Origin of the sequence: Streptococcus sp. 1004_SSPC, assembly GCF_001069025.1 — a bacterium.
GTDB lineage: Bacteria > Bacillota > Bacilli > Lactobacillales > Streptococcaceae > Streptococcus > Streptococcus vestibularis.
In genome coordinates, this window is sequence record NZ_JWGQ01000101.1 from 1 (window position 1) to 21,459 (window position 21,459).

At 39.8% G+C, this 21,459-nt stretch carries 23 protein-coding genes and 1 tRNA gene; 2 read left to right on the plus strand and 22 right to left on the minus strand.

What is annotated here, in order from left to right:
• Positions 1-64: 64 nt before the first annotated feature.
• From serB to ADF62_RS07400, 13 genes are all read right to left on the minus strand, one after another.
• Positions 65-715 (minus strand): phosphoserine phosphatase SerB, encoded by a 651-nt coding sequence (serB, locus tag ADF62_RS07340; protein ID WP_003093290.1) that lies wholly within the window; start codon positions 713-715, stop codon positions 65-67.
• 110 nt (positions 716-825) lie between these two features.
• Positions 826-2,550 (minus strand): septation ring formation regulator EzrA, encoded by a 1,725-nt coding sequence (gene ezrA / locus ADF62_RS07345; RefSeq protein WP_048788498.1) that lies wholly within the window; start codon positions 2,548-2,550, stop codon positions 826-828.
• Between the two features lie 96 nt (positions 2,551-2,646).
• Complete coding sequence (gene gyrB, locus ADF62_RS07350) at positions 2,647-4,599, minus strand: DNA topoisomerase (ATP-hydrolyzing) subunit B (RefSeq protein WP_048788499.1); 1,953 nt, start codon at positions 4,597-4,599, stop codon at positions 2,647-2,649.
• Positions 4,600-5,160 (minus strand): HAD-IA family hydrolase, encoded by a 561-nt coding sequence (locus ADF62_RS07355; protein ID WP_048788514.1) that lies wholly within the window; start codon positions 5,158-5,160, stop codon positions 4,600-4,602.
• 85 nt (positions 5,161-5,245) lie between these two features.
• Entirely contained in the window at positions 5,246-5,956 is a 711-nt protein-coding gene (locus tag ADF62_RS07360) for an LrgB family protein (RefSeq protein WP_220428504.1), read from the minus strand.
• A complete protein-coding gene (locus ADF62_RS07365) occupies positions 5,934-6,287 on the minus strand; it encodes a CidA/LrgA family protein (protein WP_239665011.1) in 354 nt (117 codons plus the stop codon). The genes ADF62_RS07360 and ADF62_RS07365 overlap by 23 nt, the downstream gene beginning before the upstream one ends.
• A 171-nt stretch (positions 6,288-6,458) precedes the next feature.
• A tRNA-Thr gene (locus ADF62_RS07370) sits at positions 6,459-6,529 on the minus strand.
• Between the two features lie 57 nt (positions 6,530-6,586).
• On the minus strand, positions 6,587-6,940 hold the full coding sequence (locus tag ADF62_RS07375) for an arsenate reductase family protein (protein WP_048788500.1): 354 nt from the start codon (positions 6,938-6,940) through the stop codon (positions 6,587-6,589).
• A 34-nt stretch (positions 6,941-6,974) separates the two neighbouring features.
• Entirely contained in the window at positions 6,975-7,469 is a 495-nt protein-coding gene (locus tag ADF62_RS07380; RefSeq protein WP_048788501.1) for a methylated-DNA--[protein]-cysteine S-methyltransferase, read from the minus strand.
• A 58-nt stretch (positions 7,470-7,527) separates the two neighbouring features.
• On the minus strand, positions 7,528-8,706 hold the full coding sequence (locus tag ADF62_RS07385; RefSeq protein ID WP_048788502.1) for a 3-phosphoglycerate dehydrogenase family protein: 1,179 nt from the start codon (positions 8,704-8,706) through the stop codon (positions 7,528-7,530).
• Positions 8,707-8,724: 18 nt separating this feature from the next.
• Positions 8,725-9,282 carry a hypothetical protein gene (locus ADF62_RS07390; RefSeq protein WP_003094036.1) on the minus strand — a complete coding sequence of 186 codons (558 nt, stop codon included), beginning with the start codon at positions 9,280-9,282 and terminating at the stop codon, positions 8,725-8,727.
• 12 nt (positions 9,283-9,294) lie between these two features.
• Positions 9,295-10,389 carry a 3-phosphoserine/phosphohydroxythreonine transaminase gene (serC, locus tag ADF62_RS07395; RefSeq protein WP_048788503.1) on the minus strand — a complete coding sequence of 365 codons (1,095 nt, stop codon included), beginning with the start codon at positions 10,387-10,389 and terminating at the stop codon, positions 9,295-9,297.
• A 153-nt stretch (positions 10,390-10,542) separates the two neighbouring features.
• A complete protein-coding gene (locus tag ADF62_RS07400; protein WP_048788504.1) occupies positions 10,543-11,436 on the minus strand; it encodes an ROK family protein in 894 nt (297 codons plus the stop codon).
• A 115-nt stretch (positions 11,437-11,551) separates the two neighbouring features.
• On the opposite strand from ADF62_RS07400, the gene ADF62_RS07405 reads away from it, so the two are divergent.
• Positions 11,552-11,947: a VOC family protein gene (locus ADF62_RS07405; protein ID WP_002884456.1), complete on the plus strand. Its 396-nt coding sequence runs from the start codon at positions 11,552-11,554 to the stop codon at positions 11,945-11,947.
• A gap of 42 nt (positions 11,948-11,989) precedes the next feature.
• On the opposite strand, the gene ADF62_RS07410 is transcribed toward ADF62_RS07405, so the two are convergent.
• From ADF62_RS07410 to folB, 8 genes are all read right to left on the minus strand, one after another.
• A complete protein-coding gene (locus ADF62_RS07410) occupies positions 11,990-12,889 on the minus strand; it encodes an SPFH domain-containing protein (protein WP_002891518.1) in 900 nt (299 codons plus the stop codon).
• A gap of 307 nt (positions 12,890-13,196) precedes the next feature.
• Entirely contained in the window at positions 13,197-14,264 is a 1,068-nt protein-coding gene (locus ADF62_RS07415; RefSeq protein ID WP_048788505.1) for an ABC transporter substrate-binding protein, read from the minus strand.
• The gene (locus ADF62_RS07420; RefSeq protein WP_048788506.1) at positions 14,257-15,036 is read right to left on the minus strand and encodes an ABC transporter permease; all 780 of its coding nucleotides are present in this window, start codon (positions 15,034-15,036) and stop codon (positions 14,257-14,259) included. The genes ADF62_RS07415 and ADF62_RS07420 overlap by 8 nt, the downstream gene beginning before the upstream one ends.
• Positions 15,033-15,827, minus strand: coding sequence for an ABC transporter permease (locus ADF62_RS07425; protein WP_048673786.1), 795 nt, complete (start codon positions 15,825-15,827; stop codon positions 15,033-15,035). Before ADF62_RS07425 ends, ADF62_RS07420 begins: the two co-directional genes overlap by 4 nt.
• Complete coding sequence (locus tag ADF62_RS07430; RefSeq protein ID WP_048788507.1) at positions 15,811-16,965, minus strand: ABC transporter ATP-binding protein; 1,155 nt, start codon at positions 16,963-16,965, stop codon at positions 15,811-15,813. The genes ADF62_RS07425 and ADF62_RS07430 overlap by 17 nt, the downstream gene beginning before the upstream one ends.
• A gap of 44 nt (positions 16,966-17,009) precedes the next feature.
• Complete coding sequence (murB, locus tag ADF62_RS07435) at positions 17,010-17,912, minus strand: UDP-N-acetylmuramate dehydrogenase (RefSeq protein ID WP_048788515.1); 903 nt, start codon at positions 17,910-17,912, stop codon at positions 17,010-17,012.
• Positions 17,913-18,101: 189 nt separating this feature from the next.
• On the minus strand, positions 18,102-18,593 hold the full coding sequence (folK, locus tag ADF62_RS07440; RefSeq protein WP_003096473.1) for a 2-amino-4-hydroxy-6-hydroxymethyldihydropteridine diphosphokinase: 492 nt from the start codon (positions 18,591-18,593) through the stop codon (positions 18,102-18,104).
• Positions 18,590-18,949, minus strand: coding sequence for a dihydroneopterin aldolase (gene folB / locus ADF62_RS07445; protein ID WP_003094589.1), 360 nt, complete (start codon positions 18,947-18,949; stop codon positions 18,590-18,592). The genes folK and folB overlap by 4 nt, the downstream gene beginning before the upstream one ends.
• A 219-nt stretch (positions 18,950-19,168) precedes the next feature.
• Between folB and ADF62_RS07450 the strand changes: the two genes are divergently transcribed.
• A complete protein-coding gene (locus tag ADF62_RS07450; protein ID WP_048788508.1) occupies positions 19,169-20,620 on the plus strand; it encodes an alpha-amylase in 1,452 nt (483 codons plus the stop codon).
• Between the two features lie 30 nt (positions 20,621-20,650).
• Here the strand turns inward: ADF62_RS07450 and folP are convergent, their stop codons facing one another.
• The gene (gene folP / locus ADF62_RS07455; protein WP_048788509.1) at positions 20,651-21,451 is read right to left on the minus strand and encodes a dihydropteroate synthase; all 801 of its coding nucleotides are present in this window, start codon (positions 21,449-21,451) and stop codon (positions 20,651-20,653) included.
• Positions 21,452-21,459 lie beyond the last annotated feature (8 nt).

The window sequence follows — 21,459 nt, forward strand, 5'->3', positions numbered from 1 at the left end:
AAAAGTAGTGAGTACTCTCTCCCGTCGGAGATTTCTTCACTACTAATCTTAGTATGTTTTATACCTACTTTGTCTTAACCTCATCCAAAATCTGAATCACCTTATATAAATTTGGTTCTGTGATTTGATAGGGAGCTTGTTCACGGACAATTGGTTTGGCACAAAAGGCGATGCCTATGCCGGCTGTCTTAATCATAGGCAAATCATTGGCTCCATCACCCATAGCAATGGTTTGAGAGAGTTTAAGACCATTTTCTGCTGCCCAATCTTTAAGTTTGGCTACCTTGACATCTTTGGTAACAATCTCACCATAAATCTTACCAGTTAAGAGACCATCGACCACCTCAAGGTGATTAGCCTTCACATAATCAATACCTGCTTCTTTTGCCAGTCTATCAACTGTCTCATGGAAACCACCAGAAACTAAACCTACCTTGAAGCCACGTGAGTGAAGTTCATCCACAAGTTCCTTGGCTCCCTTGTTGAAATGAATGCGGGCATAGACCTTCTCAAATATGCTGTCAGGTAATCCCTTAAGGGTTGCCACACGCTCATTCAGAGCCTGTCTGAAATCTAATTCTCCACGCATGGCCCGCTCTGTGATTTCAGCGACCTCTCGACCAACACCAGCCTCTTCCCCCAATAAATCAATTACTTCTTCTTGGACCAGAGTTGAGTCTACATCCATAACTAATAAGCCTTTTACTTCTGACATAATTACCTCTATTCTTTAATACCTATATAACTTTTATTAGGCTTTTCATTAACCTAAAAAGAGATAAGTTTCTTCAAAAAAATCCTGGACCGAGGCCCAGAATCTCTCTTCTACATACGAATTTGTTCGCGTGTTTTTTCGTAAGACGATACAAAACGATCTGTTACACCTGGTTCTACTGTTTCCAAGGCGTAAGAGATTTCTTCCAAAGATGCATCGTAGTCGTGGTCAACTTCGAACAACTTAAGCGCATGCTCAAAGCTACTTTGAACAGCAGGTTCGAAAGAGCGGTAACGGTTTGAGTACTGCAAGAGTTGTTCAGTCAAGGTTGCATTTTGAACAACCAAATAAGCAGTCTCTTCCAAATGTTCAATAGCATTTTTTGACGTTTCAGTCAAACGCATTACTGCATCAATATTAATACGTCCACGGCTGAGCTCGTCCATAAGAGCCTCGATTTGTGCACTTGTTGAGAAGAATACACTCAAGAAGGATTGAGGAATACCTGGAAGATTACGTTTTTCCATGTAACGCTTGATAACATGCAATTTATTAACATAAACATCAAGCTCGTCACGCGCCTTAGCTTCATTTTTCGCGATAGCTCGAAGATTTTCAAAAACCTCAACCTGTCCATTTTCAACAGCAGACAAGGTATTGAGACTCTTTTCGAAGATCTTTTCAAGTTCTGAGAAAGGTTTCACCTGATTATCAAAGTTTTCAAGGGTTGGAAGAACTGCTGTTTCAACACTCGAAATATCTGAAGCAAAGCTACGTACATCTGCTGCATAAGTTTCATCGAAAATGTAAGTCAACATGAGACGCTCAAGCTCTTCTTGAAGTTTCTTGTTGTTTTCTTTAGCATGCTTGAGATAATCTGGCAAAATTTTCTTTTGACGTATAACAGCCTTGTATGATGCAATTTCGCGTTCGAAAATGCTATACAAGTTGTCAATTTTTTCTTGAATATCAGAGTTTTCTTCTTCCGCGCGATCCAGGTCAAGAGAAACCAACTCACTTGAGTTTGAACGGATAGCTTCACGAATTTCCTGGAAGTGACGTTCGATATTTTTCTCAGGGAAGTGGTAATTTTGCTCAATCAACTTGCGGTATCCAGATTCCAAATCATCCAACTGATCTGGAAAATCATCTTCCAACTTAGCTACAATGGCTGGAATCTTCTCTGAAATTTGACCCAAAGCAATGGTATGCTCCTCTGCACGGTCCAAAATGCTTGATGCCTCAACAGGGTCACCTGATGAATTAAGAGTCACGAATTCAGCAAACTCAGATTCGATGTTTTTAAGCTGTTTATTGATTTCACCCATAGTAGAGCCAAAATTATCAGAGTTTTCTTCAATAGAATTTTGCAACTCTTCGTACAAGTCAAGTGCATGTTTAACACGAGCACTATTCTTTTCTTCTTGTTCTTTCAAGGTTGAGAGCGCCTCACGAATAGACTTAATGTCTTCTTCCACAAGATCTAACTGACTCTCAATATTATTGATCTCACCACTAGCTTTAAAGAAATGGAAGGTATCATTCATATTTTCAGCTTCGAAAATATGATTTTCAATATCTGCAAATGAATTTGTCGAAATGTCTATCCATTTCTGATTCCATTCACGGAAAGTTGTTTGACTTTGTCCAATCAAATGAAGCTTTTTAACTTCTTCAATTTCTTCGTTAATTGGCAAGTCAAACAATTTTTGCTTGCGTTCTTCAAGCTGTGCAATCCGCGAATCATTTCGTTTTCTAATAAGAATACCGACTAAGTAAGCGACAATTACAAGTATAACTGCCACTACAATCAGTAAAACAATTCCGCTAGACATAGTTTCTCCTTAATCGTCTATTATGTTCATAAATGTAGAATAACATTACGATTATATCATAGTTATCCTAGCATTGCACCTTTTTCTAAAAGAATATTAGATATCCAGAGTACTGTAAACGGCATTTTCTTCGATAAATTCGCGGCGAGGTTCAACCTTGTCTCCCATCAACATATCGAAAATCTTATCGGCCTCTGCAGCATCATCCACAGAAACACGTGCCATCAAACGATTTTCAGGGTCCATGGTTGTTTCCCAAAGTTGGTGGTCATCCATTTCACCTAGACCTTTATAACGTTGAACCGTAGGTTTTGAACGTCCCACACTGTAATTTTCAAGAGCTACACGCAATTTTTCTTCTTGATTTGCACCAGGTTGGATGTATTCTTTAATCTCAGAACCAACCTTAACCCCATAAATTGGTGGTTGAGCAATGTAGACATAGCCTGCTTCCAAGACTGGACGCATAAAGCGGTAAATCAAAGTCAGAAGCAAAGTACGGATGTGGGCCCCATCGACATCGGCATCAGTCATGATTACCAACTTGTGGTAACGAGCCTTGCTGACATCAAATTCTGATCCAAAACCAGTTCCCATAGCTGTGAAGAGAGAACGAATCTCTTCGTTGGCTAGAATCTTATCCATGCTAGCCTTTTCAACGTTCAAAATCTTACCTCGAATTGGCAAGATAGCTTGGAATTCACGATTACGACCTGATTTTGCAGAACCACCGGCTGAGTCCCCTTCGACAATGAAGAGCTCATTCATTTCGGCATTGTTTGACGAACAATCTGCTAACTTCCCTGGAAGGTTTGAAATTTCAAGACCTGACTTCTTACGTGTCACTTCACGAGCACGCTTAGCGGCGATACGGGCCTTAGAAGCCAGAATTCCTTTTTCAACAATCTTTTTAGCAATAGCAGGATTTTCCAAGAGGAAGCGACTTAAGGCTTCACTGAAGAGACGATTAGTAATCTTAACCACTTCTGAGTTTCCAAGTTTGGTCTTGGTTTGCCCTTCAAACTGTGGGTTTGGATGCTTAATAGAGATGATAGCAGTCAAGCCTTCACGAACATCATCACCGGTCAGATTATCATCTTTTTCTTTGAGAATCTTATTCTGACGTGCATAATCATTGATAACACGAGTAAGAGCCGTACGGAAACCTTGTTCATGAGTACCACCTTCATGAGTGTGAATGTTATTAGCAAAACTCATCACCGTTTCATGGTAGCCGGTCGTATACTGCATAGCAACTTCAACTGAAATACCATCCATCTCACCATCTGTGTAGATAGGCTCGTCAAAGATAACGTCTTTGTTTTCATTGATGTACTTCACATAAGATGTGATTCCACCCTCATAGTGATAATGTTTCTCTTGTTCAAGACCTTCACGCTTATCTGTAATAGAGATACGTAGACCCTTGTTCAAAAAGGCTAATTCTTGGATACGTTTAGCCAATTTTCCAAAATCAAACTCCGTTGTCTCTTGGAAAATCTCTGGGTCTGGCGTAAAGTGAACAGTCGTACCATGTTTCTCTGTTTCACCAATTACTGCTAAATCTGCTACCACTACCCCACGTTTATACTCTTGGAAGTGGATATAGCCATTTTTATAAACCTTAACATCAAGTTGTGTTGAGAGGGCATTAACGACCGAAGAACCAACCCCGTGCAAACCACCAGAGACCTTATAACCGCCTCCGCCGAATTTACCACCAGCGTGAAGTACTGTAAAGACAGTTTCTACCGCAGGACGGCCAGTTTTTTCTTGGATATCGACTGGGATACCACGACCATCATCAACAACCGTGATAGAATTATCAGGTTCAATAAAAACTTTGATATGTGTGGCGAATCCTGCTAAGGCCTCATCGATTGAGTTATCGACAATCTCCCATACCAAGTGATGCAAGCCTTCTTTTGAGGTGGATCCAATATACATTCCTGGGCGCATACGTACCGCTTCAAGTCCCTCTAAGACCTGAATCTGGCTGGCATCATATTCTTGCGCTTTTTCTTCAAGATTTTTTAATTCATCAGTCATCTATGTCACAATCTCCAATAATGATTTATGGCCATCAACAAACAAGGTATCCAAACCCGCTGCTCCTCCAGCCTCTATGTCTATCTGGCGGTCACCAATGACCAAGCCATGTTTAATATCGTATTTTTTAATTAAATAAAGGAAACTATCTGGACTAGGTTTTCTAGCAAAACCATTTTCAGAAGTTACAACCTCTGTAAAATAATGAGCAATCTCTGCTCTATCAAGGATATCTAGCACCAAATGATTACGGTGGCTAACCAAGAAATTACGTCCGCCCTCAGCCACAATCTTAGCAAGGACATCCTTAGCACCTTCAAAAAGCACAGGTTCTTGTAAATGTTTGGCTTCCTCTTGCTTATATAGGGTTCGAAAATCAGTTATATCAGGCGCAAACATGGCAATGGCAGTACTGGTTGACACCTTAAGGGCATCATAGACTGCTTGAAATTCTGCTGTACGCTCAAATTGTTCTAAAGTTGCTAGAAAGGCTTGGCTTGATACCTGGTAATTATCCAACAAGGTACCACCTAAATCCCAGATATAATCTCCATAATTCATAATCTTAATTATAGCATAAAAGGTCAGATTTTGCTTGTTTTTCATAGCTAAAAAGGCTTGGAAAACCTATCCAAACCTTAATTTTTTATCTCAGAATTAAACTAGCCACAATAGGACTAATAAAGACATATAAAATCCCTGTTACAGCGATTGATAGACCACCCATGGCACCTGCAACCTGACCATATCTGAAGGCAGTTCCAGTACCAACGGCATGCCCAGTTCCTCCTAGGGAAAGACCAATAGCGACTGGATCTTTAATTCCAATCATCTTTAAAAAGACAGGGCCTAAAACTGAGGTTAAAATACCCGTAATAACAACTACAACCAGAGTAACTGTCGTAATCCCCTGCATTTTTTCCGAAATTCCTACAGCCATGGCAGTCGTCACAGACTTAGGAAAGAGTGAGATAGCAAGGAAATAATCCATACCAAAAAGCTTAGCAATCAAAGCGGTATAAGTAGTGTTAAGAACACAGGCAACTGTTGACCCAATCAAGATACTCTTATAGTGATGACGCATGAGGTGTAGATTTTTATAAAAAGGAACTGCTAGCGCGACGGTTGAAGGAATAATCAAACTGTTAAGATAAGAGCCACCTACATAGTAATCCTTGTAGGAAATACCTGTATAGTGCAAAATGACGATAATCAAGGCAGTCGATACAAGAAGAGGCGTTGTCAAAGGATTAGGAAAACGGCGATAAATCAAAAGTCCTATTGTGTAAGCTAGTACAGAAAGTGTTAGCCCAAACAAAGGTGTGTTAAAAAAATTAGCCACGATTAACCTCCTCATAATCGCCTTCAAAGTGTTTTTTGATAAAGACAACAACTACTGCAATCACTACAATATTAAGAACCAAGGCTCCCATAATAATCAAAATAATAGGGACAATATTCGCTGAAATAGCATTCCATCGTTCCATAATACCGACACCCGCTGGCAAAAATAGAATAGTCATATTGGCAATTAAAAACTCTGCTACTGCATGAATATGACGTAGACGAATCCACTTAAGCTGTAGAGCAATCAGAAGTAAGAATAAGCCAATGATACTTCCAGGTACAGGTAATTTAAAAAAGGTTGAAAGTGCTTCGCCAATCACGGCAAACAAACAAATCAACATGAATTGAACGTATTATTTCACAACTTGCCTCCTAGGTTTAATCACCTATTAGTCTACTCCTTTTTTTGAATTTCAAGAGTTTTCAGTAAATTCTTTTGAAAAATTGAGAGGCATAAATCAGCCTCTTTGAATATAAAAAAATCCAACCCTGAGGCTGGATTCATTCACAGATGCCACCACCGAGAATTGAACTCGGAACGGAGCATTACCATTGCTCTATTATACCATTTAACTATAGCGGCAACTGTTTTAATCTTACCATACTTCTATTTACTGTGGCAAGATTTTTTGCTTATTATTTATAAATTTAAGTCTTGGTAAGGGGTGCGGTAACCAATCTGCAAAACCTTACCATCCTTAATCAAGATAGGACGTTTTATCAACATCCCATCTGAAGCTAAGAGTTCAATAGCTTCATCAAGAGACAATGTTGGTAGCTTATCTTTTAAACCTAAAGAACGGTAGGATTGTCCACTCGTATTAAAGAATTTCTTGAGTTCTAAATCTGACCCCGCCAAAAGCTCTTTTAAAAATTGAGCCGAAGGTGGGTTTTCCTTAATATTAATAGATTCAAAATCTAAACCTAATTGATTGAGTTCCGCCTTTGCCTTACGACAAGTGCTGCATTTTGGATATTCATAAAAAGTGTACATGTTTTTCTCCTTTTTTCTAGCATAAGACATCTGTCTAAGGATGGTCAAACCTAATGCCTTCTAACTGAAGTAAGAAACGCTTGGCTTCTTCTCCTGCTGCATATTTTCCTATATGACCACTACTAGGAAGAACCCGATGACAGGGGACGAGAATCAACCAAGGATTCTTACCAACAGCAGTTCCTACAGCCTGTGCGGATTGACAAGAAGTTGCCTTACCAATCTGACCATAGGTTCTGATTTGCCCCATAGGAATTTCACTTAAAGCCAACCAAACTCTTTGTTGGAAAGCTGTTCCTCGTTCAGCTAAAGGAAGGTCATCTGGACTTGGATTCTCACCTTTAAAATAAGCCTGCAACCACTTCTTGGTCACTTCTAAAATAGGATTTGAGGTGTCCGCTAACTCCTCTTCCTTAAAACCAGACTGAAAATGATTTTGTCCTTTTAACCATATACCATAGAGGACTTCTTCACCAGCCACCAAGGACAGGCGACCAATAGGGGATACATAATACTGACGATAATACATAAGTTCATTATAACAAAAAAAGACAGGAAAACCTTGTTCCTGTCAGCTTATTTCTGAATTATTTACCTTTAATCAAACGTACTCGTACGATATTGTCGCTGGCCTCAAACTTAGCGACCAATTCATCAATCTTAGACTTGTCTGTCTCATCAAGGTCAAGAAGGGTATAAGCATACTCTCCCTTTGAACGGTTAATGATATTATCAATATTGATATTAAAATCAGAGACCGCTGTTGAAATACGGGCCACAATGTTAGGCACGTTTTTATTAATCAAAGTGATACGATATGGAGCACTCAAAACCTGTTGTACACGTGGGAAGTTAACAGAATTGACAATTTCACCTGTTTCCATGAAGCGACGGATGGTTTGACCAGCCATAATAGCACAGTTAAGCTCTGCTTCACCCGTCGAACCACCAACGTGTGGAAAGACTGTCACATTAGGCTTGTTAAGTAGTTCTTCTGTCCCAAAGTCAGTGATGTAACGTTTTACTACACCTGTTTCCAAAGCATCAAAGAGCGCATCATTCTCTACTAATTCTGCACGGGCAAAGTTGATGATTGTTGTTCCTTTTTGCATGAGGTTAAAGGCATCTGCATTGAAAGTACCTTTCGTATCAGGTGTCAATGGAACGTGAACAGTGATATAATCACAGTTTTCAAAGATTTCTTTGAGATCAGAAACACGTTTAACATGGTGAGAAATATTCCAAGCTGCTTCAATAGAAACATATGGGTCGTAGCCATAGACCTTCATTCCCAAACGGTAGGCATCGTTAGCAATACGCGCACCAATGGCACCTAGGCCGATAACACCCAGTGTCTTACCAGCAATCTCGCTACCCGCAAACTGCTTCTTACCTGCTTCGATTTGTTTAGGCACATCGTCACCGCTAAGTTTGTTAACCCAAGCATTGGCCGCAATATAATCACGTGCTGAAAGCAAGATAGAAGCTAAGACAGCTTCTTTAACTGCATTAGCATTAGCTCCTGGAGTATTGAAGACAACAATTCCTTTTTCAGTTGCTTCATCCACTGGGATATTATTAGTCCCAGCACCGGCACGCGCAATAGCTTTCAAATTTTCAGGGAAAACTGTATCATGGAGATTTTGACTACGAATAATGTAAGCATCTGGATTTTCCGCTAAATCACCATCAATTTGGAAATGATTTCCAAGTTCCTTCAAACCAATTTGGTTAATATTATTATATGTTTTTACGCTAAATACCATAATTTTATTCCTCTTAAATTAATGAATCCCGTGGTGAGTAGCTTCATCAACTTCTTGATAAAAAGCCTTCTCCCTCTTGGTTTTGATTTTCTGATAGGCAAGTCGTTCACCATCAATAGGAACCTTACCACAATAGACATAGCCAAGTTTCTCCAAAATATGCTGCATGACAAGATTCTTTTCATGCGTGTCGCAACGAAAATCATGAGCGTCAGTTCCCTCAATAAGACCTTGAATAAAGGTTTGAGCGACCCTTTGACCTGTAACCTCAGTCAAAACGGCAATCCTATGGAAGGTAATGTAGCGCTTATTATGATGCTTCCAGTCTCCATCATAGATTTTGTCGTAAGCAGGGTCTCCATCAGTAACCACCGCAGCATAAGAAACAATTTGACCGTCAATGATACCGACATAGGCTTGCCCTTTAAGAACATCATCAAAGATGGTTTCTTCAGTAGGGTAACCATCAGCCCCTTGCCATTGGGAACTACCCGCTTCTGCTAAAGCAGTTCTAGCACTCTCAATCACAGTTATGATAGCCCCAATTTCATTTGGGAAGGCTTGTCTAATTTCCATCTCTTTATCTAATTATTTGTTTTCGGCTTCAAATTTCTTCATAAAGTCAATCAAGTCAAGTACACCCTGACGTGGGAAAGCATTATAAACACTAGCACGCATACCACCTACAGAACGGTGTCCTTTGATATTCTTGAAACCAAGAGCATCTGCTTCTGCTACAAACTTAGCATCCAACTCTTTACTTGGTGTGACGAATGGAATGTTGCAGACAGAACGATCCTTTTCATATTTGACAGGGTTTGTGTAGAAATCAGATGATTCAATGTAATTATAGAGAAGGCCTGATTTCTCACGTTGAATTTCCGCCATCCTATCTACGCCACCAATTTCATTTTTAACCCAGTCAAAGACGAGTTTTGAAATATAGATATTGAAACATGGTGGTGTATTGTAAAGTGATCCTGCTTCAGCTTGAATACGGTAGTCCAACATAGCAGACAATTGTGGTTGGTCGTTAAGGAAGTCTTCACGGACGATAACCACTGTTACACCAGCAGGCCCAATATTTTTCTGAGCACCAGCATAGATAAGAGCAAAATCCTCAACATTATAGCGAGCTGCCAAGATATTTGAAGACATATCTGCTACAATTGGCACACCATTAGTATCAGGCAGATCATAGATAGATGTTCCCTCAATTGTATTATTGGTAGTCAAGTGAACATAAGCGGCTTCTGGATCAATCGTTGAAGGATCAAAACTTGGAATATGATCGTAAACAGTATCCTCAGATGACGCCAAAAGAATTGGTTCAAAAGGAATAGTTTTTGAAAGTTTAACAGCTTCTGTATAAGCTTTTTTACCCCATGACCCTCCCACAAGGTAGTAAGCTTTCTTACCTTGAGCAAGGTTCAGTGGAACCATTGTGAATTGCGTTGAAGCGCCCCCTTGCAAGAAAATAACCTTATAGTTATCAGGAATGGCCATTAGCTCGCGAAGTGTCGCTTCCGCATCTTTAACGATTTTGTCAAATTCTGGAGAACGGTGGGACATTTCTAGCACGGACATACCGGAATCTTGATAGTTAAGCAATTCAGCTTGTGCTTTTTCGAGCACAGGTTTTGGTAATGTAGCAGGTCCTGCTGAGAAATTATAAATTGTCATAAAGACACCTCCAAAATTTTAATGGTCCCATTATAGCGAATTTTCTGAATATTGTAAAGTGTTAATAGTAAAAAACGAACGGAATTGCCCGCTCGTCACAAAAAAGTTAGGTATTTTATGTATATTTTTGCAAGTAATCGAATTTACTATCCGTTATCCTTGCTTAAGAAAATAGGCTGCACCAATTAGATTTGCTCCATTATGATGATAACAGGCCACAATCTTCGGACGTTTAATGATTTTACCAATAAAGTCAATCTCATGGTGAACCTTATCAAACTGGCGATTGACCTCCTCGATAAGAATAGGCTGGGCTGAAATACCACCTCCAATAACAAAGGTTTCCATATCAAAAATGGTTTGAAGATTCAATATGGTAATGGCTAAGTTACGGCAATAGCTTTCAAAAAGTGGATAGACTGTTTTATCTCCTGCATTTATGGCCTTAAATGCGGCTAAACCATCCTTTAAATCTGAATTACCTAGCACTTCATTTACCTTGGTGATTAAACCGACAGCCGACAAAGTCATGCCTCGCATCAATGAAGAATCCACTTTTTCCATTTGAACTGGTAACAGAAAGGTCAACTCACCCGCTTGAAAGTGACTTCCTTGAAAAAGTTTACTATTAATAATAAATCCACCACCTAGACCTGAACCCAAAACAAGGGCTGCACCATTGGTCACTCCTTGCAAATGACCTGTAGCTAGCTCTGCCAAGGCGACTGCTTTTCCATCATTAAGAGCAGCTACTGGCAAATGATACTTGGCTTGCAGGGCTGCTTTGACACGAAAACCATGAAAGAATCTCAACAAACCGCCGTGATAAATCACACCCTCCTCAGTATCAACAGTTCCAGGAACACTAATAGCTATACCTGATAGGGCTGCTTCAACTGAAGTAACTATCTGATCAATCATATCAATAGCTTGTTCTAAGGTTTGTGGAGATGACTGCGTCGGCAGACTCTTTTCAATGGTAAACTGCTCTGAAACAAGTGCCGACTTCACCTGTGTTCCCCCAAAATCAATCGCTAAAATTGTCATAAGCATACTCCACAGATTGTTTTTCGTCATTATAGCATAAAAGAGCCAATAGTAGAAAAAACGGTTCCAAAATGCTATCATAAACTTACAGAATTAGATAAAAGGAGTATCTCACATGACTAAATTTCTACACACTTGTGTCCGTGTCAAGGACCTAGAAGCCTCACTTAAATTTTATAAAGAAGCACTTGGTTTCAAAGAAGCTCGTCGCAATGATTTTCCAGAATATAAGTTCACCCTTGTCTACTTGCAACTCGAAGATGATCCTGATTACGAGTTGGAATTAACCTACAATTATGACCACGAAGCCTATGATTTAGGAGATGGATACGGTCATATCGCTGTTGGTGTCGATGATTTAGAAGCTACACACCAAGCTCACAAAGAGGCTGGATACACTGTTACAGACCTCTCAGGTCTTCCTGGTAAACCAAAAATGTACTACTTCATCACTGATCCAGATGGCTATAAGATTGAAGTTATCCGTTTGACACAATTCCTAGAAAAATAAAACAAAAAAGTCAGATCGTATAGATCTGGCTTATTTTTGTGCTTAATTTTTATTATCTGCCTTCAAAGCTGACAAAATTTGGGTACGAATATCATCCACACCGTTTGGATTATTTGGTAGGAATAAGGTTTGATTACCTTTAGCTGCAAAAGTATTAAGGGTATCTAGATATTGGTTGGTCAAGAGAATAGACATAATCTGCTCTTCAGACATACCCACATTAGCCTCTTTAAGTTCTGCAATAGATTCAGCCAAACCATCAACGATAGCTTTACGTTGTTGAGCAATACCAACACCATGAAGACGATCTTTTTCAGCTTCGGCTTCAGCTGCTGTGACAATCTTAATCTTATCTGCTTCTGCCAATTCTTGGGCTGCCACACGCTTACGTTGAGCAGCATTGATTTCGTTCATAGACTGCTTAACTTCAGCATCTGGTTCAACTTTGGTAATCAAGGTCTTAACAATGATATAACCATAAGTGGTCATTTCTTCTGCTACTTGGTGTTGAACCTCAAGGGCAATTTCATCCTTCTTCTCAAAAAGCTCATCAAGCGTCAATTTAGGAACTGATGAACGGAGAGCATCCTCAATGTATGATTTAATTTGAGCTTCCGGACGCATGAGTTTATAGTAAGCATCTGTAACATTTTGCTCATTAACACGATATTGAGTAGCCACATTCATCATGACAAAGACATTGTCCTTTGTCTTAGTTTCAACCACAATCTCACTTTGAAGCAAACGTAGTTGAATACGGGCTGCAATTTTATCGATACCAAATGGCAAACGCATATGGATACCACTCGTTGCGATTTTTTGATAGCGTCCAAAACGTTCAACGATAGCTACTGACTGTTGACGTACGACATAAAGCATACTGATGAGAATTCCCAAGATAATCAAGAATGAAATCAGTAAAAAGAGAAATGCTGCTTGCATGTTAAGTCCTCCAAAATAAACATAAAAATTTCTTTGCTTTATTATAGCACAGTAATACAGTTGTTCAAGAAAAATAGCATGGTTTGTTCAGAATAGTGTAAAGTAGACACTTTCTTAAACTCTTATGTGTCAGCACTTCTGAAATCTTGGAAACTCTTGTTAATCGAGAGACTTGTACGCAACAGGCGAGACTTTTCGATGTAAGAAAAAGACTGAAACTATTGCGTTTCAGTCTCTCCGTAATTTTAAAATAAAATCGTTTGAAGAACCGTTTTAGATTGCATCTGAAACTTAGGCCTCAAAAAACTTATTTACGATACATCTTAACTTGAAGGTAAATATCGTTATAGATTCCTAGCCACTTTTGACCTAGGTTATTATAGACTTCAAGGTTTTTAATGGTTGATTCTGATGGGTAAAAGGCCTTATCATCAGTAATACTCTTTGGAAGTAAGGCTTTGGCTGCCTCATTAGGTGTGGCATAACCAATATATTCAGCATTTTGTGCTGCATTTTCCGGTTTAAGCATGAAGTTGATAAAAGCATAAGCTTCTTTTTCATGCTTCACTGTTTTAGGAATGACCAGATTATCAAACCATAGATTTGAGCCTTCAGATGGAACAACATAACGAAGATCCTCATTTTTATCAAGCATCTCACTGGCTTCCCCTGAGAAGGTTACTCCAATAGCTGCATCACCTTGAATCATGTAGCCCTTCATCTCGTCACCAACAATAGCCTTGATATTTGGTGTTAGACTATTAAGTTTAGTTTCAGCCAAACGTAATTCAGTCATGTTCTTGGTATTCAAACTGTAGCCCAAGCTATTGAGAGAAAGACCAATAACTTCTCGCGCGCCATCAACCAGCATAATCTGGTTTCTGTATTCGGGTGACCAAAGATCATTCCAGTGCTGAGGTGCTTTTTTCACCAATTTAGTATTATAGACGATTCCGACTGTCCCCCAGAAATAAGGGATGGAATAGTCATTGTGAGAGTCAAAACTAAGTCCTTTAAAGCTTGAACCAATCTGATCAAAGCCATGGATTTTAGATTTATCCAACTTCACCAAAAGGTCTTCCTTGACCATTTTATCAATGGTGTAGTCTGACGGCACAGCAATGTCGTATGTCGTACCACCTTGCTTAATTTTAGTATACATAGCTTCGTTAGAATCAAATGTTTCATACTGGACCTTGATTCCTGTTTCTTTAGTGAACTTGGTCAAGAGATCAGGGTCAATATAGTCACCCCAGTTATAAATAACAAGTTTGTCCGAAGCATTTCCGGTGCGACTTTGCATGTAGGCAGAAATTCCCCAAAGGAAGAAAATAATTGCTAAAATCCCTGCCAGAAATTGATAGAGTTTACGCATCATGCTCCTCCTTTCTCTCCTGGGTAATCATATAATATCCAATGACTAGAAGGATAGAGAATAGGAAGACAACCGTTGATAGAGCATTGATTTCTAAGGAAATACCTTTGCGAGCACGTGAGTAAATTTCCACAGCAAGTGTTGAAAAACCATTACCCGTTACAAAGAAGGTTACTGCGAAGTCATCCAAAGAATAGGTAAAGGCCATGAAATAACCAGCGATAATACCAGGTGTCAAGTATGGCAACATGACCTCACGTAACATCTGCCATTGGGTCGCACCCAGGTCATAAGCTGCATTCACCATGTCTCGATTCATTTCCTTGAGACGGGGCAAAACCATGAGAACCACGATTGGGATTGAGAAGGCAATATGACTCAACAAAACCGATACAAAACCAAGTTGGAAACCAATCAAGGTAAAGAGAATCAAGAAACTCGCACCAATCATAACGTCCGGTGCAACCATTAGCACGTTATTTAGGGATAAAATCCCATTCTGATGCTTCTGTTTACTCTCATAGATAAAGATAGACCCAAAGGTACCAATAATCGTCGCCAGAAGAGCGCTAAGGAAAGCTAAAAAGAAGGTTTGAGCCAGAATTAACATAAGACGGCTATCTGAAAACATGCTCTGGTAGTTATCCAGAGTAAAACCTGTGAAACTATTCATATCGCTACCACTGTTGAAAGAATAGGCGATTAAATAAAAGATTGGCAGGTAAAGGATAACAAAGACAAAAGCTAAATAGAGATTTGCAAATTTTTTCATTGACGTCTCTCCTTTGTTAACCACATTGTCGCAATCATAGCAGCAATAAGAACAACACCAATAGTTGCCCCCATTCCCCAGTTTTGTGTTGTGAGGAAATGCTGTTCGATAGCCGTTCCTAGTGTAATAACTCGGTTCCCGCCAATCAAACGTGTTAGCATGAAGAGGCTAAGACTAGGAATGAAGACCGATTGTACACCCGAGCGTACCCCATTAAGCGACAAAGGAAAGATAACCTTGGTAAAGGTCTGCCAATCATTAGCTCCTAAATCCTTACTTGCATTGACAATATTCTCATCCAAATCATCCAGAGCATTAAAAATTGGTAGAATCATAAATGGAATTTCAATGTAACTGGCTACAAAAATGAAAGAGAAATCCGTAAAGAGAATTTGCATAGGGGCAATCCCAAAGAAACCAAGAAAGGCATTGATGCCCCCCTGTTGACCAAAAATCCCCATAAAAGCATAGGCTTTCAGAAGGAGATTGACCCAGGTTGGTAAAATGACCAACATCAACCAAAGTTGCTTATGCTTTAGTCTGGTTAAAAGATATGCCGTCGGATAAGAAATGAGAAGGGTTACCAGAGTAATGATGGCTGCATAAAGAACCGAGTTAAAACTCATCCTTAAGTAAGTCCAACTGGAAAAGAAGGTACCATAATTGTCCAAAGTAAAGTTGCCACTGATATCAAAGAAAGACTGATAGAGTAGCATGAGCACTGGAGCAACCACGAAGAGCAGGAGCCAAAGGAGGTAAGGTACCGAGAAGAGGCTAGCTGTTTTCTTCATAGCGCTCCTCCTCAATGGCATTAATCAAGCCATCTTCATGTTCTTCCACTTCCACATATTCTTCAATACGTGCATCGAACTCTTCTTCTGTCTCATTAAGACGCATGATATGAATATCCTCAGGCGTAAAATCAAGACCTATAATCTCACCCTCAATCGCCTTACGGGTTGAATGAATCATCCATTCATTGCCAAGATTGTCATAAGCAATGATTTCATAGTGGACCCCACGGAAGAGCTGCGTTTCCACGCGAACTTGCAGTTTACCTTCTTCAGGAAGCGCGATTTGTAAATCTTCAGGACGGATAACCACTTCAACAGGTTCGTTTGGACGCATTCCTCCATCCACAGATTCGAAACGTTTTCCGTTGAACTCAACCAAATAGTCCTCAATCATGACTCCTGGTAGGATATTAGATTCTCCGATAAAGGTTGCAACGAAATGGTTGATAGGCTCATCATAGATATCAACAGGCGTTCCTGATTGAACAATTTCACCATCGTTCATAACAAAAATCCAGTCTGACATGGCCAATGCTTCTTCCTGGTCGTGAGTGACGAAGACAAAAGTAATCCCTAGACGTTGCTGTAGTTCACGCAACTCGTATTGCATTTCAGTACGTAACTTCAAATCCAGTGCTGACAAGGGCTCATCCAAAAGGACCACACGTGGCTGATTGATAATCGCACGGGCAATAGCCACACGTTGGCGTTGACCACCTGATAATTTTTGAATCGAGCGCTTTTGATAACCATCTAGTTGAACCATTTTCAAGGCTTCTTTTACACGCTCTTCAATTTCCTTTTTAGGCACTTTTTTTAACTTAAGCGCAAAAGCCACATTGTCAAAGACATTCATGTGTGGGAAGAGGGCATAAGATTGGAAAACGGTGTGGACATCCCTTTTATTGATAGGGATATCATTAATACGCTTTCCATCCAAAAGAACGTCACCACTGGTCGCATCCAAGAGACCAGCAATGATGTTCAAGATAGTTGATTTACCAGAACCAGAAGCCCCAAGTAGGGTATAGAACTTACCTTCTTCCAGTTCAAAGTTGATGTCTTTTAAAACTTGTGTGCCACTGTCTTCAAATACTTTCGAGACGTTCTGAAAGGCAATAATCGGATTAGTCAATTGTCATAAATCCTCCATGGATAACAAAAATAGGATTAGTATTATTAATTTAATTTGTCGCCAATGATGCGAACTTCAGGCTCTAGTGTCACACCTGAATTTTCCTTAACCTTAGCGATAACATCTGCAATAAGGTCTTCATAGTCTTTTGCTGTTCCTTGATTGACATTGACCATGAAACCAGCATGCTTAGTTGAAACCTCAACACCACCGATACGATGTCCCTTGAGGTTGGCTTCCATAATAAGCTGACCTGCAAAATGACCTAGCGGACGTTTGAAGACCGAACCACATGATGGGTATTCAAGAGGTTGTTTAAGTTCTCGCAAGTGATTAAGACGGTTCATCTCATTCTTGATTTGCTCGTAGTCTCCTGGTTTGAGGTTGAATTTTGCTGAAATAACCACTTCACCTGTTTCTTGGAGCACCGAACGACGATAACCAAAACGCATATCTCTTGCATCAATCGTACGAATTTCACCGTCTTTTGTAAGAACCTGGGCAGAAACCAAGATATGTGAAATCTCGCCACCATAGGCACCCGCATTCATAAAGACAGCACCACCAATACTACCTGGAATTCCCGCCGCAAATTCAAAACCAGTCAAACTTTGGAACCGGGCCACCTTGGTTGTTGCAATCAAATTAGCTCCCGCTTCTGCTTCAACTTGATAACCATTAACAGCGATACCATTAAGCTTATCAAACATAATCACAAAACCTCGGATACCACCGTCACGAACAATCAAATTACTGGCATTACCAAGCACCATCCACGGAATGTCGTGCTTGTTTGCAAATTTGACAATACGAGAGAGCTCATATCGGTTACGTGGAAAGGCCAAATAATCCGCTGGACCTCCAACCTTGGTGTAAGTATAACCTTTTAAGGGTTCGTCGAAACGAATATCAATCCCCACTAAGTCTTCTTTAAGTTCATCTAACATGTTATTTCCCATACTTTTTCTATACATTTATTTCTTTGTAGGTATTGTGAAAAATTCCCCCTTATGACTATCACAACCTAAAAATGAATTAGTATTTTTCCCAAAAAATTAAAAGAAAAATACAGCAAAAAGCCAAGATTAATTATAGCAAAAAATCCCCATCTTGACGACAAGGAATTTTAGTAAAAACTAGTCCACTTGCTCCAATTTGCGGACATCACTAGTGTCTAATTGACTCAAATATTTTTCGTAGGGTTGACCAGTTTGAGGCTCAACTAAATCCTCGGCAATTTCTAGCAGAGGAACCAAAACAAAGGCCCTTTGAGTCATGAAAGGATGAGGCACTTTAAGGTGTTCAGTCCCCCAGGTTTCCTGCCCGTATAAAAGAATATCAATATCCACAGTCCGAGGGCCCCAGTGTTCATGTCGAACGCGGTCAAGATTTTTTTCAATTTGCTGGCAATAACTTAGTAAGGTTTCGGCCGGCAACTGAGTGTCAAGTGCTAAAGCGAGATTCAAAAAATCAGCCTGGTCTGTTAATCCCCAAGCAGCCGTCTCATAATAAGAGGACACTGCTTTAACTTCCGTCTCAGGCAATCGATTCAAGCTCTCAACCGCTTTTTGAAGATAGCCTTGACGATTTCCTATATTAGATCCCAAACTTAAATAAACTTTCGTCATCGACTGCGCTCCAACTCAATTCCAACACTTCTATAGTGCCCATTAATTGGTGGGTTTTCTTTAGTAATTCTAATTTTAATAGATTGGATTGGCGCAAATTGATTAAACAAGTCCTCACAAATAGCACCAGCTAAACGCTCGATCAAAATATACTTTTCTTCTTCCACCTGTTTCTGTACTGCTTCAAAAACCAAACCATAATGAACTGTATCTGCTAGATTGTCACTTTGTGAAGCCCTGGTCAAATCAACTTCCAGTTCCAGGTCAACCACAAAAATTTGCCCTAGGGTTTGCTCCTCAGCAAAAGCCCCGTGATAGCCATAAAAACGGCAACCATTTAAAATGATTTTATCCATATCTTCTCCTTAAGACGACTAAACTCATCTTTATTCTAACACAAAAAAGGTGAAAAGTTGGGATCTAATTAGTATGACATTTTAGACAAATCTGAAGTTATTGTTTTTCGACAATACAATCGATTGCGTAATTCTTCTGATTTGGTAAAATAAAGGCACAGGAGTTTAAAAATTCCTGATATCTAAACTAAGACTATCTCAACTAATAAGGAAAAAACTATGACAAATCAAACTGCAATGCAATACTTTGAATGGTATCTCCCAAGTGACGGCCAACATTGGAACAACTTAGCTGATGATGCCCAACATCTAGCAGACCTTGGCATCAGCCATGTTTGGATGCCGCCTGCTTTCAAAGCTACTAACAAAGATGATGTTGGTTACGGAGTCTATGACCTCTTTGACCTTGGGGAATTCGACCAAAAAGGAACCATACGCACCAAATATGGTCTCAAGGAAGAATACCTTAATGCCATCAACCAACTCAAAAATGTTGGTATCGTCCCTATGGCCGATGTTGTGCTCAACCACAAGGCAGCCGCGGATAAACTTGAAACCTTTGATGTGGTAGAAGTTGACCCCGAGGACCGTACCCAAGAAATCAGCGAACCGTTTGAAATCGAGGGTTGGACTCATTTCACTTTTGACGGACGTCAGAAAGCTTACAACGACTTTGAATGGCACTGGTACCACTTTAATGGGACTGACTTCGATGCCAAAAGAAATAAAAATGGTATTTATCTTATCCAAGGTGACAACAAGGGCTGGGCACACAATGACTTGGTTGACAATGAAAATGGTAACTTTGACTACCTTATGTATGCCAACCTAGATTATAAACATCCTGAGGTTATAGAAAATATTTACGAATGGGCTGACTGGTTCGTCGAAACAACTGGGGTCCAAGGTTTCCGAATGGATGCCATCAAACACATTGATTCTTTCTTTATGCGTAATTTTATTCGCGACGTCAAAGAAAAACAAGGTCAAGATTTCTATGTTTTTGGTGAATTTTGGAATGCCAAGGAAGAGGATAATAATACTTATCTCGAAAAAACTGAAAACCGCTTTGATCTTGTGGATGTTCGCCTTCATAACAATTTATACGATGCTAGCCTCGAAGGAGCCGAGTATGATTTAACGACTATTTTCGATCATAGCTTAGTCAAAAATCACCCTGAACATGCAGTAACCTTTGTAGACAATCATGACACCCAACGTGGACAAGCCCTGGAATCTACAGTTGAAGAATGGTTTAAACCAGCTGCCTATGCCCTTATCCTTCTTCGTGAAGACGGTCTTCCTTGCCTATTTTATGGTGACTACTATGGCATTGATGGGGAGTTTGCTCAAGAAAGTTTCAAAGATGTCCTAGACACCTTACTTTACGCTCGTAAAGATTTGGCTTACGGAGAGCAAATAGACTACTTTGACGACCCTAACTGTATCGGATGGACACGCTCTGGTAATGAAGACGGTACTCCATTAGCCGTAACCATTTCTAATGATGCTGCCAACAACAAATCTATGGAAATTGGAAGTGATTGGGCTGGACAAACCTTCTATGATATCCTTGGAAACTGCTCTGATACTGTAATAATTGACGAAGACGGATGGGGAGACTTCCCAGTTTCTGAAAAATCTGTCAGCGTTTGGACAATTCAAGACTAAGAAAAAAGCTCAATTGAGCTTTTTTAAATTTCATAAAATTCCTGAGATAGTCTTAACAATATCACGATTGACTTCAACATTATGGACACGGACAATTTGACATCCCTTGCCAACAGCATAGGCAGATAAAGCAGCTGTCCCTTGATCACGGTCCTTGGCAGGAATATTTCCACCTAGGAGATAATCCACAACACGCTTACGAGAAATCCCAAAAAGAACAGGATACCCAAGTCCAATAACTTTGTCCAAGCCTCTAAGCAGGTCAATATTGTGTTGAACATTTTTAGCAAAACCAAAGCCAGGATCAATCCAAATATTTTCTTTAGCTACACCTGCTTCCAAGGCAGCTTGCGCACGTTGACTAAGGAAAGTACAGACATTCTCTGTGACATCACTGTATTTTTCTTCTTTTTGATTATGCATGAGGATAATCGGTACATTCTTTTCAGCTGCTAAGGCTAGCATCTGACCATCATAAAGTCCTGCCCATACGTCATTAAGAATATCTGTACCTGCTTCAAGAGCAGCTCTGGCAGTGGCTGTCTTGTAGGTATCAATACTGATAAGAACATCATATTTTGCCTTAATAGCTTGTATAATTGGCACAATACGAGCAATCTCTTCTTCCTCGGTTACAAATTCTGCTCCGGGTCTTGTAGATTCACCACCCACATCGATAATGCTAGCCCCTTGCGCAATCATACGCTCAACCTGAGCCAGTGCATCTTCTATTGTGACAAAATCACCACCGTCTGAGAAAGAATCTGGGGTGACATTCAAAATTCCCATAATGCAGGCCTTACCTGCAATTTCATGTTTACCAATAAACATTTTAACTC

Coding starts and splice junctions, on each gene's coding strand:
- serB (WP_003093290.1), bottom strand. CDS start 715: ATGTCAGAAGTAAAAGGCTTATTAGTTATGGATGTAGACTCAACTCTG.
- ezrA (WP_048788498.1), bottom strand. CDS start 2,550: ATGTCTAGCGGAATTGTTTTACTGATTGTAGTGGCAGTTATACTTGTA.
- gyrB (WP_048788499.1), bottom strand. CDS start 4,599: ATGACTGATGAATTAAAAAATCTTGAAGAAAAAGCGCAAGAATATGAT.
- ADF62_RS07355 (WP_048788514.1), bottom strand. CDS start 5,160: ATGAATTATGGAGATTATATCTGGGATTTAGGTGGTACCTTGTTGGAT.
- ADF62_RS07360 (WP_220428504.1), bottom strand. CDS start 5,956: ATGAGGAGGTTAATCGTGGCTAATTTTTTTAACACACCTTTGTTTGGG.
- ADF62_RS07365 (WP_239665011.1), bottom strand. CDS start 6,287: ATGTTGATTTGTTTGTTTGCCGTGATTGGCGAAGCACTTTCAACCTTT.
- ADF62_RS07375 (WP_048788500.1), bottom strand. CDS start 6,940: ATGTACACTTTTTATGAATATCCAAAATGCAGCACTTGTCGTAAGGCA.
- ADF62_RS07380 (WP_048788501.1), bottom strand. CDS start 7,469: ATGTATTATCGTCAGTATTATGTATCCCCTATTGGTCGCCTGTCCTTG.
- ADF62_RS07385 (WP_048788502.1), bottom strand. CDS start 8,706: ATGGTATTTAGCGTAAAAACATATAATAATATTAACCAAATTGGTTTG.
- ADF62_RS07390 (WP_003094036.1), bottom strand. CDS start 9,282: ATGGAAATTAGACAAGCCTTCCCAAATGAAATTGGGGCTATCATAACT.
- serC (WP_048788503.1), bottom strand. CDS start 10,389: ATGACAATTTATAATTTCTCAGCAGGACCTGCTACATTACCAAAACCT.
- ADF62_RS07400 (WP_048788504.1), bottom strand. CDS start 11,436: ATGACAATTTTAGCGATTGATTTTGGGGGAACACAGGTGAAGTCGGCA.
- ADF62_RS07405 (WP_002884456.1), top strand. CDS start 11,552: ATGACTAAATTTCTACACACTTGTGTCCGTGTCAAGGACCTAGAAGCC.
- ADF62_RS07410 (WP_002891518.1), bottom strand. CDS start 12,889: ATGCAAGCAGCATTTCTCTTTTTACTGATTTCATTCTTGATTATCTTG.
- ADF62_RS07415 (WP_048788505.1), bottom strand. CDS start 14,264: ATGCGTAAACTCTATCAATTTCTGGCAGGGATTTTAGCAATTATTTTC.
- ADF62_RS07420 (WP_048788506.1), bottom strand. CDS start 15,036: ATGAAAAAATTTGCAAATCTCTATTTAGCTTTTGTCTTTGTTATCCTT.
- ADF62_RS07425 (WP_048673786.1), bottom strand. CDS start 15,827: ATGAAGAAAACAGCTAGCCTCTTCTCGGTACCTTACCTCCTTTGGCTC.
- murB (WP_048788515.1), bottom strand. CDS start 17,912: ATGTTAGATGAACTTAAAGAAGACTTAGTGGGGATTGATATTCGTTTC.
- folK (WP_003096473.1), bottom strand. CDS start 18,593: ATGACGAAAGTTTATTTAAGTTTGGGATCTAATATAGGAAATCGTCAA.
- folB (WP_003094589.1), bottom strand. CDS start 18,949: ATGGATAAAATCATTTTAAATGGTTGCCGTTTTTATGGCTATCACGGG.
- ADF62_RS07450 (WP_048788508.1), top strand. CDS start 19,169: ATGACAAATCAAACTGCAATGCAATACTTTGAATGGTATCTCCCAAGT.
- folP (WP_048788509.1), bottom strand. CDS start 21,451: ATGTTTATTGGTAAACATGAAATTGCAGGTAAGGCCTGCATTATGGGA.